This is a genomic window from Ramlibacter sp. (assembly GCF_036383835.1).
Classification (GTDB): Bacteria; Pseudomonadota; Gammaproteobacteria; order Burkholderiales; family Burkholderiaceae_C; genus Ramlibacter.
This window is the reverse complement of the sequence record NZ_DASVNN010000154.1, coordinates 1-14494: the sequence shown is the minus strand read 5'-3', so window position 1 is coordinate 14494 and position 14494 is coordinate 1. Positions and strand designations below refer to the sequence as shown.

The following is a 14494-nucleotide window of genomic DNA, read 5'->3' as shown; positions in this document are numbered from 1 at the left end:
GCGACTTTTCTAAGTTGTCTGATCAGTGTGGAGAGGCCCGGCAAAGCCGGATCCTCTCCACAAGGGGGACCGCGCTCCATGATATTGCGCGCAGTCCTCGAAAAGGCTCACCCGCTTCGATCCGCCTCCCGCGCAGCGGCGCCGGCCGGTCGCAACATCGTGGAGACCGGCCTCTCAGTGGGCAGGATCCGGCTTTGCCGGGCCTGCCCACTCTGACCAGGCCACTTTGAAATCCGCTTGCGGATTTCAAAGTGAACGTCCCTAGAATTGTAGGGATGGAGCTTCGTGATCGGGCTTTGCGGGCCCTTTGCGTGGATGACCCGCGCGAGAAGGCCGTGCTGGCGCGGGCGCTGTTCGAAACGGCCGGGCAGTGCACCCTCTCGCCCAAGGCGCCGACGCCGGACTGCGCCCTGCCCGGCCGCCCCGCGCGTCCGGCGCTGGTCCACCCCGCCCGCGTCCCCCGCCGATCCCCCGCCAAACCTGAAGGCCTCGCCGCCCTGCTGCACGCCATCGCGCACATCGAATTCAACGCGATCAACCTCGCGCTCGACGCCGCCTGGCGCTTCGAGACGCTGCCGCCCGAATTCCACCATGACTGGCTGCGCGTCGCCGCGGAGGAAGCCTTGCACTTCACGCTGCTGGAGGAACACCTGCACACGCTCGGCCACGGCTACGGCGACTTCGACGCGCACGACGGCCTGTGGGCGATGTGCGAGAAGACCAAGGACGACGTCGTCGCGCGCATGGCCCTGGTGCCGCGCACGCTGGAAGCGCGCGGCCTCGATGCGACGCCGCAGATCCAGCAGAAGCTGCGCCAGGTGGGCACGCCGGCGGCGCTGCGGGCCGTGGAGATCCTGGACATCATCCTGCGCGACGAGGTCGGCCACGTCGCGATCGGCAACCGCTGGTACCGCTGGCTGTGCGAACGCGACGGGCTCGATCCCGTGGCGCATTACCCGGTGCTGGCCGAACGCCACGCCGCGCCGCGCCTGTACCCCCCCTTCAACCTCGAGGCACGCCGCGCCGCGGGCTTCGACGACGAGGAAATGGCCCGCCTGCTCGGGGACTGAGGCCGGGCCTCAGGTGCTCGCGCGGCCCGAAAAGCGCGGGCCCATGGCCGCCATGTTCGCGGCCGGCTGGTGGTCGGTCAGGGCCAGCAGGATGTCGGCATACCAGGCGGAGTTGAGGCCCAGCATGTCGTCGTTCAGCGCGTCCCTTCCTCCCATGTCCATCCGGGCCGAGTGGATGCCGAGCAGGCGCCACGGCATGCCGCCGAGCGTGTCGTCGCGCATCACCACCGGGGCGCCGCTCGAGCCCCGGTGCAGCCGGGCGTCCGTGAGGAAGTAGCCCTCGCCCTGGAAACGCACGCCGAACGACGAGGCGACGATGGCGTGCCGGGCCACGGCCAGGCGGTGCACGGTGTCGAAGAAACTCAGGGGAAAGCCCACCACCAGCAGCTGCGCGCCGACCTCCACGTCCTCCAGGCGGTCCAGGAGGTGCTCGGCGCCGAAGGCGTAGAACACGGCGCCCAGCGGCAGGGCGCGGCGGTCGATGCACAACGCCGCGACATCCACGTCGCCCACGCTGTCCATGCCCTGTCGCCACACGGCACGGCCTTCGAGGTAAAGCGGCACGGCCACGCCCGCGGTGCGGGTGAGGTCCCTCGCGTCCAGGTGGATCTCGAATTCGACCCGGTCCGGGAAGTGGCCGCTGGCCGGATCGTGCAGCACATGGCGGCTCGTCACCAGGTAGAGGTCCTGGCCGCGTTCGAAGAAGAAGCCGGTGGCTGCCGTCAGCAACTGGCGGCCGCGGTACGTCGAAATGCGCGTGGTACTCAGGAGCAGCGTCTCGGCCATGGTTCCCCAGGTGCGGTGCAAAGAACCTGTGGAGCTGCGGATGCGCTTCTTGCCGGCAAAAGCACGAAGGAGCCGGTCAGGGGATGGCCGCACTCTACTCTCTTTGGGCGTGCGAACGCCATTGGTCCGCCGCAACCGACCGGCCGCCGGATGTCCCTCGGGTAGCCGTCGAGGGTGGAAAGCACGCGGCGACGCGCACTATGATGCAGTCCCGTCCGAGCAACGGCCCGCAAAGTGACCGCCCTTTCCGAAATCAAGGCCCGGTACCTCGCCCTCCAGCAGGAGGCCGACTTCGCCCTGTGGCGCGCCCGCGAGGCGAACATCGAGATCCGCAACGGCTACCAGCGCCACCTGGCCGGCGAGTGCGGCCCGCCGCCGCTGGAGCAGCTGGAGGCGATCCGCCAGCTGGAACAGCACGCCGAAGCGCGCTACCGCGAACTGCGCGCCTTCCTGCGCGAACACTTCGACCGGCTCGCGATCCCGGCCTGATCAGCCCCGCGGATGGTGCTGCGCGTGCAGCACCTTGAGGCGCTCGCGCGCCACGTGCGTGTAGATGGTCGTCGTCGAGATGTCGGCGTGACCGAGCAGCATCTGCACCGCGCGCAGGTCGGCGCCGTGGTTCAGGAGGTGCGTCGCGAAGGCATGCCGCAGCGTGTGCGGCGACAGCGGCGCGGTGATGCCGGCCGCCGCCGCCTGCTTCTTCACGATCACCCAGAACATCGCGCGGGTCATGCCCTGGCCGCGCGCGGTGACGAAGAGGTCCTCGGTCTGCTGGCCGGCCAGGATGGCGGGCCGCGACCCGGCGAGATAGCGCTGGATCCAGTCGAGCGCCACCTGCCCGAAAGGCACGAGCCGCTCCTTGCTGCCCTTGCCCATCACGCGCAGCACGCCTTCATTGATCCCGAGCTGGAAGACCTTGAGCGTGACCAGTTCGCTCACGCGCAGGCCGCTCGCGTACATCAGCTCCAGCATCGTGCGATCGCGCAGTCCCAGCGGCGTGTCGACGTCGGGTGCGTCCAGCAGCAATTCGACCTGCGTCTCCGTGAGCACCTTGGGCACGCGCAGCGGCTGCTTGGCGGACTGCAGCCGCAGCGTGGGGTCCGCGTCGACCAGGCGCTCGCGCAGCGCCCAGCGGAAATAGCGCTTGAAGACGGTCAGCCGCCGGTTCGACGACGTGGCCTTGGTGTCCTTGTGGCGCGCGGCGAAGTAGCCGTGCAGGTCGGCCTCGCTGGTGGCCGGCAGGCGGCTGCCGCGCTGCGACAGCCACCGCTCGTACAGCTCCAGGTCGCGCCGGTACGCCGCCAGCGTGTTGCGCGACAGGCCTTCCTCGAGCCAGAGGGCGTCGATGAAGGTGTCGATGGCTTCGCTCATCGTGCCGCCGTCACCCCCGCGCAGGCGGGGGCCCAGGGCGTTCGCAGCCCTGGAAGCCCTGGGTTCCCGCCTTCGCGGGAATGACGGACCAGGCGGCTCAATCCAGCTTCAGCTTGGCGGTGTCCACGACCTTCTTGTACACGTCGAACTCCGCGCGGATCTGCTGCGCGAACTGGGCGGGCGTGTTGCCGATCACGATCGAGCCGGTGTCCTCGATGCGCTTGCGCACCGCGGGCTCTTCCAGCGACTTCCTGATGGCGGCGTGCACCTTGTCGACGACGTCCTTGGGCAGGCCCTTGGGACCGTAGACGCCGTAGTACGCCATGCGGTTCACCGGCTCCAGGCCCACTTCCTTGAAGGTCGGCACGTTGGGCAGTTCCTTCAGGCGCTGCGGCGCGGAGACCACGATCGGGACCAGGCGGCCTTCCTTGATGAAGGGCAGCGCCGACGGCAGGTTGTCGAAGATGATCGGCACCTGGCCGGCCACCGTGTCGTTCAGGGCCGGGCCCGCGCCGCGGTACGGGATGTGCGTGACGAAGGTGCCCGACAGGCTCTTGTACAGCTCCATCTGCAGGTGGCCGATGCCGCCGGTGCCGGAGGAGGAGTAGGAGTACTTGCCCGGGCTCTTCTTCAGCTCCGCGACGAAGGCCTTGTAGTCCTTGGCGGGGAAGCTCGGATGCACCGCGATGATGTTGGGCGTCGCCGCGATGTTGATGATCGGCGTGAAGTCCGAAGTCGGGTTGTACGGGATCTTCGGGTTGATCGCCGGGTTGGCCGCCGTGGTCGACACGGTGGCGACGCCCAGCTCGTAGCCGTCCGGCGTGGCGCGCGCGGTCTGCGTCGCGCCGATCACGCCGCCGCCGCCGGCCTTGTTCTCCACCACCACGGCCTGCCCCAGGGCCTTGGCCATGGGCTCGGAAATCACGCGCGCGATGATGTCGGTGGTGCCGCCGGGCGCGAAAGGCACGACCAGCTTCACCGGGCGGTTCGGGTAGCCCTGGGCCAGCGCCGGAGCGGCGGCCGCGCCCAGCACGGAAGCGGCCAGGGCGATCCAGACACGACGTTGCATTCGATTCTCCTTGTGATCGGTGGGATTTGCGTCAGGCCGGATGGTAAGTGCAGAACGTGAAGCCGCGATCCCGGGCTGACCCGGGCGGCGGCGCGGTCCTCAGCCGCCTGCAAGCATGACCTATGCTCGGCGGGTGAATTTCTTCCAGCTGCTCCTTCCCGATTTCTCCCTGATCCTCCTCGGCTACCTGGTCTGCCGCTATACCGCCCTCGACCGCACGGTGTGGCAACAGGTGGAAAGCCTGGTGTACTTCTTCCTGTTCCCGGTGCTGCTGTTCCAGTCGATCCTGCGCAGCCCGCTCGACCTGGGCGCCGCCTCCAGCCTGGTGGGCGCCGGGCTGCTGCTCGGCACCAGCGGCATCCTCCTCACCTACCTGCTGCCGCACCTGCCCGGCGTCGGGCGGCACATCGATGCGCGCGAACACGCCGGCGCGGCGCAAGTCGGCTTCCGCTTCAACTCCTACATCGCGCTGGCGCTGTCCGAGCGGCTCGCGGGTCCGCAGGGGCTGCTGCTGATCGCGATGCTGATCGGGGTGTGCGTGCCGCTGTTCAACGTCGGCGCCGTGTGGCCGATGGCGCGGCATTCGCAGACCGGCTTCGCCCGCGCGCTGCTGCGCAACCCGCTGATCATCGCCACCGCGCTGGGACTGGCGGCCAACTTCGCCGGCCTGCGCGTGCCGGCCTGGCTGGAACCGACGGTCGCGCGCGTGGGCGGCGCCTCGATCCCCCTGGGATTGATGGCCGCCGGCGCCGGCATGCAACTGGCGCACCTCGCGACGCAGAAAGTCCTCACCGGCGGCCTGCTGGCGATCCGCCACCTGCTGCTGCCGGTGATCGCGGCCGCCCTGGCCTGGACCTTCCGGCTCGATCCCACGCAGACGGCCATCCTGCTCGCCTTCTCGGCCCTGCCGACCGCCTCGAGCTGCTACGTGCTCGCCGCCCGCATGGGCTACAACGGGCCGTACGTGGCCGGACTCGTGACACTCTCCACGCTCCTGGGCCTGGCGAGCCTGCCATTCGCGCTGGGCGTGCTGCGCTCCGCTGGCTGAGCCATTACAGTGGCCCCCACTACGACGTTGGGGGACTCACATGACCAAGCTGCCGGCCCTGATCGGGCTGCTGGCCGCGCTGTTCGCCGCACCGGCATCGGCCGCGGCCGCCATGTATCGCTGCGGCAACCACTTCCAGGACCGCCCCTGCGCCGACACGGAGCAGCAGCAGGTGATCAAGCCGGGCCGGGGCGCCGCGGCGCCCCAGCGCGCGGCATCCGCACCGAAGGCTACGCCGGCGCACTGACCGCCGGCCCCTGCGCCAGCGCCCACTGCACGTGCTCGCGCACGAGGGCGCTGGGATGCGCCAGGCGCGCCGTGAGCGCCGCCCGGATCTGCGGATCGTCCTGCCGCCCCAGGGCATTGCCCATCGCCACGGCGATGTTGCGCAGCCACCGTTCGTGGCCGATGCGCCGGATCGGGCTGCCTTCGGTGTAGCGCAGGAATTCCTCTTCACTCCAGGCGAAGAGGCGCGCCAGCGGCTGGCCGACCAGGCCCTCGCGCGGCGCGAAGTCCGGCAGCGTCGCCGCGCGGGCGAACTTGTTCCAGGGGCACACCAGCTGGCAGTCGTCGCAGCCGTAGATGCGGTTGCCCATGAGGGGCCGCAGTTCCTCCGGGATGGCGCCGGCGTGCTCGATCGTGAGATAGGAGATGCAGCGGCGCGCGTCCAGCCGGTACGGCGCCACGATGGCACCGGTGGGGCAGACATCGAGGCAGGCTCTGCAGTTGCCGCAGTGGTCGCCGACCGGCTCGGTCTCCGGCAGGGCGATGTCCACGTAGATCTCGCCCAGGAAGAACATCGAGCCGCCCTCGCGGTTCAGCACCAGCGTGTGGCGTCCCCGCCAGCCCTGGCCGCTGCGCGCGGCGAGCTCCACTTCCAGTACCGGCGCCGAATCGGTAAAGACGCGGTGGCCGAAGGGGCCCACGGCGGCGGCGATGCGGTCGGCCAGCTTCTGCAGCCGGTTGCGCAACACCTTGTGATAGTCCCGGCCCCGCGCGTAAAGCGAGACGATGCCCTCGGCGGGCCGCTGCAGGCGCTCGAACTCGATCGCCTGCCAGCCCTCGGGCGTGGCGGGAAGGTAGTCCATGCGTGCGGTAATCACGGAGGTCGTGCCCGGCACGAGCTCCGCGGGCCGCGCGCGGCGCACCCCATGGCTTTCCATGTAGGCCATCTCGCCATGAAAACCGTTAGCAAGCCAGGCCAGCAGGCCGGGTTCGGCGCTCGAAAGATCGACACCGGCCACGCCGATTTGGGAAAATCCGAGCTCGCCGGCCCACTCCCGGATCCGGGCCACCAGGAAAGGACCGTCGCTCTGACCGCTGTCGAACACCACGCCGAGATTGTAGGTAGCCCGCCCCTCCCCTTGCTGTGGAAGGGGGAGGACGACACGCGGGCGTTCGCGCGGCACCTGGCGGCGCACCCGGCCATCGCCGGCGCCTTCCTCGCGCTGCATGGCGACCTCGGCGCCGGCAAGACGACCCTGGTGCGCCACCTGCTGCGTGCGCTCGGGGCGGAAGGCCGCATCAAGTCGCCGACCTATGCGGTGGTGGAGCCCTACGAGCTCCCGGGCCTGCTGGCCTGGCACTTCGACTTCTACCGCTTCGACGATCCGCGCGAATGGGAGGATGCGGGCTTCCGCGACATCTTCGCGGGCCCGGGCCTGAAGATCGCGGAGTGGCCGCAGAACGCTGCGGCCCTGCTGCCGCCGGCGGACCTGGACATCCACATCGTGCTGGGACAGGATGAGCGCCGGCACGTCACGCTGCGCGCCAACACGGACAAGGGACGGGAGCTGCTGTCATGAGCTTTACGCGTCGCAATCTTCTTCGCCGTGGCAGCCTGGTGCTGATGCTCGGCGCGCACCAGATCGCGCGCGGCGCGTCGGTGCTGGCCGTGCGCCTCTGGCCCGCGCCCGAGTACACCCGCATCACCATCGAATCCGACGGCCAGCTCACCAGCCGCGCCATCCGCGGGCCGCAGCGCGTGTGGCTGGAGATCGAGGGCATCGCGCTCGATCCGGCGCTGCGCGAACTGGTGGGCAAGGTCCGCCCGGACGACCCGTTCATCTCGGCGATCCGCGTGGTGCCCGCTTCGGCCGGCAGCGTGCGCCTGCAGGTGGAACTGAAGCAGGACGCGATGCCGCAGCTGTTCCACCTCGCGCCGGTCGCCGCGTACCGGCACCGGATGGTGCTGGACTTCTATCCCACCCGGCCGGTGGATCCGCTGGAAGTCCTGATCGCCGAGCGCATGAAGGAAAGGGCGGCGGCGCCGTCGCAGGCGCCGGCCCTGGCGGCCGACCCGCTCGGCGACCTCATCGCGCAGCAGGCCAGCCGCCGGCCGGCCGCGCCCACGCCGGCCTCGGAAGTGTCGCGCCCCGCGCTCGCCACCGCCAAGACCGACCGCCTGATCATCGTGGCGCTCGATCCGGGCCATGGCGGCGAGGACCCCGGCGCGGTGGGGCCGAACGGCACGCGCGAGAAAGACGTCGTGCTGCAGATCGCGCACCTGCTGCGCGACCGCATCAACGCCCTGTCGATCAAGGGCAACCCGATGCGTGCCTTCCTCACGCGCGACGCCGACTTCTTCGTGCCCCTGCACGTGCGCGTGGAGAAGGCGCGCCGCGTGCAGGCCGACCTGTTCGTGAGCATCCATGCCGACGCCTGGATCAACCCCAACGCGCGCGGCGCCAGCGTGTTCGCCCTGAGCCAGGGCGGCGCTTCCAGCAGCGCGGCGCGCTGGATGGCCGACAAGGAAAACAAGGCGGACCTGATCGGCGGCGTGAACATCAAGGGCCAGGACGCGCACGTCACGCGCGCGCTGCTGGACATGAGCACCACCGCGCAGATCAACGACAGCCTCAAGCTCGGAGGCGCGCTGCTCGGCGAGATCGGCAACGTCGGCAAGCTGCACAAGGCGCAGGTCGAACAGGCCGGCTTCGCGGTGCTGAAGGCGCCGGACATCCCCAGCGTGCTGGTGGAGACGGCCTTCATCAGCAACCCCGAGGAAGAAGCGAAGCTGCGCAGCGGCGAATACCGGGAGCAGTTCGCCGATGCCCTGATCCGCGGCATCGAGCGCTATTTCGCGAAGAATCCGCCGCTGGCGCGCAGCCGGACTCTGTAGCCACCCGGTTCGTCGTGGCCTCGTAGGGTGGGCAAGCTCGCTTGCCCACCATCCACCGCGACCCGGTGGGCAAGCAGAGCTTGCCCCCTACGACCTTTCGTTCCCCTTGAACCGACGTGCGGCGATGCCCGCCCCCGGCTTGCACCACGCCCTGCAGCCCGACGACAGCCCTCGTCAAGGGGTTCCTACAGGTCCGGAAATGCCTGTTCCCTACATTGGTCGGCACAGGTTGCCGCGCCTCCAGCGGTATTCGAAGAATAGTTTTGGAAGGTGATCCCATGAAGACGAAATTCATTGCCGCGGTCGTCACGGCCGTTTCCCTGATGGGCCTGGGTGGCTGCGCCACGATGGACCGCACGACGGTCGGCACCGTGGGCGGCGCCGTGGTGGGCGGCCTGGTCGGCTCCGCGATCGGCGGCACGGGTGCCACGATCCTGGGCGCCGGCGCCGGTGCCTATCTCGGCAACCAGGCTGCGAAGCGCTGAGTCCGCTTTCGGGCCGGGCCAATGGAAGGGCCAGGACGCATGTCCTGGCCCTTTTTCGATGGGCGCCCGGCGTGCCTCAGCACAGGGCCGCACGCCTGCAAGCGTCCTTGCGCGCAGACGACAGCAGGCTTGCGGCCACTCCTACAGTCCGGCAGGGCTTGGCTTTTTAAAGTGGAAGTCACATGGTGGCTGCGCGTCGCGTGGCCGGATGCAGACAAACGCGGAAAGGTGATCCTATGAAGACGAAGTTCATCGCTGCGGTCGTGACGGCCGCTGCCCTGATGGGCCTGGGTGGCTGCGCCACGATGGACCGGCAGACTGTCGGCACGGTGGGCGGCGCGGTGGTGGGCGGCCTGGTCGGCAACGCCGTCGGCGGCACGGGCGCCACCATCCTGGGTGCCGGCGCCGGCGCGCTGGCCGGCCGCGAGCTCACGAAGCCCGGACGCGCTCTCAATCGCTAAGGCATTCACTTCAAAAATCCGCAAGCGGATTTTTGAAGTGGCCTGATCAGTGTGAAGGAGCCCGGCAAAGCCGGATCTCCTTCACAGGCGGGACCGGACTGCGCGATGCTCCGCTCGGTCCACGTGCCGCTGCGCGGAGTGCGTCGTTTCGAAGACCGCGCGGAATAACATGCAGCGCGGTCTCCCTTGTGGAGAGGATCCGGCTTCGCCGGTCCTCTCCACACTGATCAGACAACTCCTAAAAATCGCCTTGGCGATTTTTAGGAAGTTACATCTAGATCGGGTAGATCAGCGAGTTCAGAATCATCTCGCTGTCGTACACGCACAGCCGGCTGGCCAGCCTGAGGCCGGCCGGCGTGCGTTCGAAGGCGTCGATGTAGCGGCCCACGTTGTAGACCTCGCTCGCATCGCCGGGCCGCGTGCGGAACACCGCATAGTGCGCCTGGGCGCGGATGCGCCCGTCCTCCTCTCCCAGCACCAGCGCGGGGCTCACCACGTGCCGCGTGTAGTAGGGGCCGTGGTAGATCGTCTGCGTGATGCCGTAGACGCGATCCTTCATCATCCCCTGGCTCTCCAGCGCGATCAGCGCTAGCGGCAGCTGGCGCTCGAAGTTCTCGCGCGCCTGCACCTTGTACTGGCCCTCGGCCAGGAAGAACTCCGGCCAGTCGTCGAAGCGGCGTTCGTCCAGCGCCGCCGCATAACGCGCATTGAACTGGTCGATCTCCAACTGCAGCAACAAACCCTCGCTCATACGCCCATCACCTTGCGCCAGTAGGCGTACATGCTGCGGATCAGCGTCTCGGTGACCATGTGCTCGGTGCCGCCGGTGCCGATGCCGCCCAGCTCGCACAGCGTGGACCCGTCCTCGCCCCACTGCCGGAAGCCGTCCTGGCTGAACTCGATCACCTCGCCGTCGTCGGCACTCACGAAGCCCGCCGGACCGAACAGGTTGGACTGCCGCAGTCTGCGCCGCGTCATCTCCTCGCTGTCGTCGGCGAAGCCGAAATGCGTCCAGACGAAATCGAAGCTGCCTTCGCCGCGCGGCTGGATGTGGCGCGTCGACAGCGAATTCACCTGCTGCTGGACGATCAGGCTGGGGAACAGCGTGAGCATGGTGACGCTCGGCATGATCTCGGTGCCGGGAGCGGAAGGATCGGCCACCTTCCACCAGGGCTCGGGCACCACGTCCAGCAGCCGCGTGTCGTTCAGCGCCATGTCGGCCTTGAAGCTGGTCACGCCCTGCGTCACCGCCTTGTTCTCGCCGCCGTCGTTGCGCCGCGAGATCATCACCGCGTGGCGGCCCTCCTCGTCCATCACCATGCGGCTCTTCTGGTCGGCGCGCCACAGCCCGAAGGTGACGAACCAGGTGTGGAGCAGGCCCGGGTGGTACGGGTCCTTGATGTTCTCCATCATCAGTTTCCAGTTGCCCGGGATGCGCTGGCGGTTGTAGCCCAGCAGGGTGAGCTTGCGGCCGGCGAAGATGCGATCCAGCCAGGGCAGGATGCGCGGGCCGAGGTAGTCCCCGAGCGACGGCGCTTCCTCGCCGAAGGTCGCGAACACCAGGCCATGCAGCACCGCCACCCGCAGCTTGGTCAGGCCGTGGTCCTTCAGGTCGAAACCGGCCGGCATGCCGCCGTTCACGCAAGGCTGGCCGTTCGCATCGACCGCCTGCACGCCGTCCTTGAACGGCAGGCCCGCGAGGTCGCCGTTGAGCTTGTACGTCCACTGGTGGTAGGGGCACACGAAGCTGCGGGCGTTGCCGTGCGGCTGCTGGCAGAAGCGCACGCCGCGATGCGCGCAGCGGTTTTCCACGACGCGGATGCCGTGGTCGCTGGCCCGGTCCTTCGGCGCCACGCGATCGCGCACCAGGATCACCTGGCGCTCGCCGATCGACGACAGCTTGAAGTCGCCGACGTTGGGGACCTCGATCTCGAGCCCCACGTAAGACCAGTGCGGGCCGTAGAAGATCTTGTCGAGCTCCTGGCGATAGAGCTGCGCGTCGGTGTAGGCCCAGAAGGGCACCCGGCTGGAACCGGTGCCGGCCCAGCGGGAGAAAGGTTCAGGGGCGTTCATGCGGGGCGTCTCCTGCGCCCGATGATAGCCAGCCGTCCGCGGCGGCCCGCCCCTCGGGAAGCCTCAGCGGCTGGCGGGGTCGCCCGAGTCGCGCGTGTCGCCGTAGCTGTCGCTGGCCGGCGCGTCCTTGTCCTTCTGGCCCGGCGACGGCTTGCCGGACTTCTGCTGCTGCTGTTCGCTCGCCTGGCCGCGCTCGCCGTCGTCGGACGGGCTGCTGGTCTCGCCCTGCTGGATTTCGGACTCGGGGGACGGGCTGCTCATGTCGGGCTGGGTGGGCATGCGGTTCTCCTTGCGTGTCCCCCCAATCTAGGCCCGCCGCGGCGCGAGACTTGTAGGAGCGGCCCTCAGCCGCGCGCCACCGCCGCGGACTTTCGCTTCGCCTGCCACGCGCCCGCGAGCACGATCAATCCGGGGACCAGGATGGTCGCCCAGATGATCTTGTCGAGGTGCTCCTTCACGAAGGGGATGCTGCCGAAGAAGTAGCCCGCCGTGACGATGCCGCCGACCCACAGGCCGCCGCCGGTGACGTCGTAGAAGCTGAACTTGCTGCGCGTCATCTGCGCCACGCCGGCCACGAAGGGGGCGAAGGTGCGCAGGAAGGGCATGAAGCGCGCGACCACGATGGTGATGCCGCCGTACTTCTCGTAGAAGGCGTGCGCCTGGTTGAAGGCGTTCTTGTTGAAGAAGCGCGAGTTCTCCCACTGGAACACCCGTGGCCCGATGATCTTCCCGATCGTGTAGTTGCTCTGGTTGCCCAGCACCGCCGCGGCCCACAGCAGGCCGACGGAGGCGGTGAAGTCCATCAGGCCCAGCCCGCACAGCGCGCCGACCACGAACAGCAGCGAGTCGCCCGGCAGGAAGGGCATCACCACCACCCCGGTCTCGACGAAGATGATGAGGAACAACAGCGCGTACACCCAGGCGCCGTAATTCGTCACGAAAGCCTGAAGGTAGCGGTCGACGTGGAGGATGAAGTCCACGAGCAGCATCACGTGTTCCATGGGGCCGATTATCCCCGGCCTAGAATGCGGCGGATGAGTGCCGTGCTGTCCCCGCCCCCGCGCCGCCCGATCCGGGAGCTGCCGGACGAACTGGTGAGCCAGATCGCCGCGGGCGAAGTGGTGGAGCGCCCGGCCTCGGTGGTGCGCGAACTGGTCGACAACGCGCTGGACTCCGGCGCGACGCAGGTCACGGTGCGGCTGCTGGCCGGCGGCGTGCGCCTGATCTCGATCGAGGACGACGGCTGCGGCATCGCCCGCGAGGAACTGCCGCTGGCGCTCAAGCGCCACGCCACCAGCAAGATCGGCTCGCTGGCCGACCTCGAATCGGTCGCCACCCTGGGCTTTCGCGGCGAAGCGCTGGCGGCGATCGCCTCGGTGTCGGAACTGCAGCTGCTCTCGCGCCCGGCCGGCCAGTCCAGCGCCTGGCTGCTGGAAGCGAGCAGCGGCGAGCTGCGTCCGGCCGCACGCAGCACCGGCACCACGGTGGAAGTGAAGGAGCTGTTTTTCAGCACCCCGGCGCGCCGCAAGTTCCTCAAGACCGACGCCACCGAACTCGCGCATTGCATCGAGGCCGTGCGCCGCCATGCGCTGGCGCGCCCGGAGATCGGCTTCACCGTGTGGCACGAAGGCAGGCTGGTGGAGCAATGGCGTCCCGGCAGCCGCGATCAGCGCCTGGCCGACGTGCTGGGCGAGGACTTCCTGGCCGAGAGCGTGGCGGTGGACCACGTGGCGGGCCCGCTGCGCGTGACGGGTCGCGCCGGCATCCCCGACGCGGCGCGTTCGCGCGCCGACTGGCAGTTCGCCTACGTGAACGGCCGCTACGTGCGCGACAAGGTGATCACGCATGCCTCGCGCAGCGCCTACGAGGACCTGTTGCACGGCCAGCGGCAGCCGGTATATGCGCTGTACGTCGAGATCGATCCGACGCGGGTCGACGTCAACGTGCACCCGACCAAGATCGAAGTGCGCTTCCGCGACGGCCGCGAGGTGCACCAGGCGGTGCGGCGGGCGGTGGAGTCGGCCTTGTCGGCGCCGCGGGCGGCGCAGGCGGGCGTCAATGCAAGCGATGGTGGGCAAGCGAGCTTGCCCACCCTACGGGTGCAGGAAGCGCCGATGCAGATGCCGGCCTGGCGCCAGCCGTCGATCCCGTTCGCGGGACAGCGGGTATCGGACCTCGGCGCGCTCTGGGATCCCGTAGGTCGGGGTGACGCCAGGAACCCCGACGCTCCCGTAGGCTGGGGTGCAACCCCAGCACCCGCGCCTCAACCCCTCCCCCAAGGCGACTGGCCCCTCGGCCGCGCCATCGCCCAGCTCCAGGGCATCTACATCCTCGCCGAGAACGCGCAGGGCCTGGTCGTCGTCGACATGCACGCGGCCCACGAGCGCATCGTCTACGAGCGCCTGAAGACGCAGATGGACGCGCAGGCGATCCGCAGCCAGCCGCTGCTGATTCCCGCCACCTTCCCGGCGACGCCGGCCGAAGTGGCCACGGCCGAAGCCTCGCAGGCTACGCTGGAGATGCTGGGCCTGCAGGTCACGCCCTTCACGCCGAAGACGCTCGCGGTGCGCGCCGTGCCCACCACGCTGGCGCAGGGCGACCCGGTCGAACTGGCGCGCAGCGTGCTCGCCGAGCTCGCCCAGCACGAAGGCAGCAGCGTCGTCGAGCGCGCCCGCAACGAACTGCTGGCCACCATGGCCTGCCACGGCGCGGTGCGCGCCAACCGCAAGCTGACGCTGGAGGAGATGAACGCCCTCCTGCGGCAGATGGAGGAGACCGAGCGCTCCGACCAGTGCAACCACGGACGCCCGACCTGGCGCCAGCTCACGCTGCGCGAACTGGACGCCCTGTTCCTGCGCGGACGGTAGTCCTAGGGAAGGTCTGAATAAGTCCACCGATCATGCCGCGGCGCGTTGATTGATGCAAAGGAGCCTGCGCGAATGAGCCAGATAAGTTTTGCGGACGCCGAGTACGCCGGCAAGCGGAAGAAGACTCGGCGCGAGGTGTTCCT

At 69.1% G+C, this 14494-nt stretch carries 17 protein-coding genes; 9 read left to right on the top strand and 8 right to left on the bottom strand.

Going from position 1 to position 14494, the window contains the following annotated elements; all coding sequences use genetic code 11:
* Nucleotides 1-275: 275 nt before the first annotated feature.
* Entirely contained in the window at nucleotides 276-1070 is a 795-nt protein-coding gene (locus VF522_RS23965; RefSeq protein WP_330910854.1) for a ferritin-like domain-containing protein, read from the top strand.
* Nucleotides 1071-1079: 9 nt separating this feature from the next.
* Here the strand turns inward: VF522_RS23965 and VF522_RS23960 are convergent, their stop codons facing one another.
* Entirely contained in the window at nucleotides 1080-1856 is a 777-nt protein-coding gene (locus tag VF522_RS23960; RefSeq protein WP_330910853.1) for a serine protease, read from the bottom strand.
* Between the two features lie 234 nt (nucleotides 1857-2090).
* On the opposite strand from VF522_RS23960, the gene VF522_RS23955 reads away from it, so the two are divergent.
* Nucleotides 2091-2345: a hypothetical protein gene (locus VF522_RS23955; protein ID WP_330910852.1), complete on the top strand. Its 255-nt coding sequence runs from the start codon at nucleotides 2091-2093 to the stop codon at nucleotides 2343-2345.
* Here VF522_RS23955 and xerD read toward each other — a convergent pair whose 3' ends face one another.
* Together xerD and VF522_RS23945 are read right to left on the bottom strand one after the other, a co-directional pair.
* A complete protein-coding gene (xerD, locus tag VF522_RS23950) occupies nucleotides 2346-3227 on the bottom strand; it encodes a site-specific tyrosine recombinase XerD (protein WP_330910851.1) in 882 nt (293 codons plus the stop codon).
* Nucleotides 3228-3324: 97 nt separating this feature from the next.
* Complete coding sequence (locus VF522_RS23945; RefSeq protein WP_330910850.1) at nucleotides 3325-4296, bottom strand: tripartite tricarboxylate transporter substrate binding protein BugE; 972 nt, start codon at nucleotides 4294-4296, stop codon at nucleotides 3325-3327.
* A 133-nt stretch (nucleotides 4297-4429) separates the two neighbouring features.
* Here VF522_RS23945 and VF522_RS23940 point away from each other — a divergent pair, with 133 nt between their 5' ends.
* Together VF522_RS23940 and VF522_RS23935 are read left to right on the top strand one after the other, a co-directional pair.
* Nucleotides 4430-5344 carry an AEC family transporter gene (locus VF522_RS23940; protein WP_330910849.1) on the top strand — a complete coding sequence of 305 codons (915 nt, stop codon included), beginning with the start codon at nucleotides 4430-4432 and terminating at the stop codon, nucleotides 5342-5344.
* Between the two features lie 40 nt (nucleotides 5345-5384).
* A complete protein-coding gene (locus tag VF522_RS23935) occupies nucleotides 5385-5591 on the top strand; it encodes a DUF4124 domain-containing protein (RefSeq protein WP_330910848.1) in 207 nt (68 codons plus the stop codon).
* Here VF522_RS23935 and queG read toward each other — a convergent pair.
* Nucleotides 5575-6630 carry a tRNA epoxyqueuosine(34) reductase QueG gene (queG, locus tag VF522_RS23930; protein ID WP_330910856.1) on the bottom strand — a complete coding sequence of 352 codons (1056 nt, stop codon included), beginning with the start codon at nucleotides 6628-6630 and terminating at the stop codon, nucleotides 5575-5577. The two genes, VF522_RS23935 and queG, sit on opposite strands and share 17 nt — an antisense overlap.
* Before the next feature lie 27 nt (nucleotides 6631-6657).
* Here queG and tsaE point away from each other — a divergent pair, with 27 nt between their 5' ends.
* From tsaE to VF522_RS23910, 4 genes are all read left to right on the top strand, one after another.
* The gene (gene tsaE / locus VF522_RS23925; RefSeq protein WP_330910855.1) at nucleotides 6658-7149 is read left to right on the top strand and encodes a tRNA (adenosine(37)-N6)-threonylcarbamoyltransferase complex ATPase subunit type 1 TsaE; all 492 of its coding nucleotides are present in this window, start codon (nucleotides 6658-6660) and stop codon (nucleotides 7147-7149) included.
* Nucleotides 7146-8465 (top strand): N-acetylmuramoyl-L-alanine amidase, encoded by a 1320-nt coding sequence (locus VF522_RS23920; protein WP_330910847.1) that lies wholly within the window; start codon nucleotides 7146-7148, stop codon nucleotides 8463-8465. The genes tsaE and VF522_RS23920 overlap by 4 nt, the downstream gene beginning before the upstream one ends.
* Before the next feature lie 278 nt (nucleotides 8466-8743).
* Nucleotides 8744-8950, top strand: a complete 207-nt coding sequence (locus tag VF522_RS23915; protein WP_330910846.1) for a glycine zipper 2TM domain-containing protein — start codon at nucleotides 8744-8746, stop codon at nucleotides 8948-8950.
* Nucleotides 8951-9186: 236 nt separating this feature from the next.
* Complete coding sequence (locus VF522_RS23910) at nucleotides 9187-9411, top strand: glycine zipper 2TM domain-containing protein (RefSeq protein WP_330910845.1); 225 nt, start codon at nucleotides 9187-9189, stop codon at nucleotides 9409-9411.
* A 274-nt stretch (nucleotides 9412-9685) separates the two neighbouring features.
* Here VF522_RS23910 and VF522_RS23905 read toward each other — a convergent pair whose 3' ends face one another.
* The 4 genes from VF522_RS23905 to VF522_RS23890 form a co-directional block, all read right to left on the bottom strand.
* Nucleotides 9686-10162: an aromatic-ring-hydroxylating dioxygenase subunit beta gene (locus VF522_RS23905; protein ID WP_330910844.1), complete on the bottom strand. Its 477-nt coding sequence runs from the start codon at nucleotides 10160-10162 to the stop codon at nucleotides 9686-9688.
* Complete coding sequence (locus VF522_RS23900; RefSeq protein ID WP_330910843.1) at nucleotides 10159-11484, bottom strand: aromatic ring-hydroxylating dioxygenase subunit alpha; 1326 nt, start codon at nucleotides 11482-11484, stop codon at nucleotides 10159-10161. The genes VF522_RS23905 and VF522_RS23900 overlap by 4 nt, the downstream gene beginning before the upstream one ends.
* A 63-nt stretch (nucleotides 11485-11547) precedes the next feature.
* Nucleotides 11548-11763 carry a hypothetical protein gene (locus VF522_RS23895; protein ID WP_330910842.1) on the bottom strand — a complete coding sequence of 72 codons (216 nt, stop codon included), beginning with the start codon at nucleotides 11761-11763 and terminating at the stop codon, nucleotides 11548-11550.
* A 65-nt stretch (nucleotides 11764-11828) separates the two neighbouring features.
* Nucleotides 11829-12485 (bottom strand): VTT domain-containing protein, encoded by a 657-nt coding sequence (locus VF522_RS23890; RefSeq protein ID WP_330910841.1) that lies wholly within the window; start codon nucleotides 12483-12485, stop codon nucleotides 11829-11831.
* 33 nt (nucleotides 12486-12518) lie between these two features.
* Here VF522_RS23890 and mutL point away from each other — a divergent pair, with 33 nt between their 5' ends.
* Nucleotides 12519-14351, top strand: a complete 1833-nt coding sequence (gene mutL, locus VF522_RS23885) for a DNA mismatch repair endonuclease MutL (protein ID WP_330910840.1) — start codon at nucleotides 12519-12521, stop codon at nucleotides 14349-14351.
* Nucleotides 14352-14494: the final 143 nt, after the last annotated feature.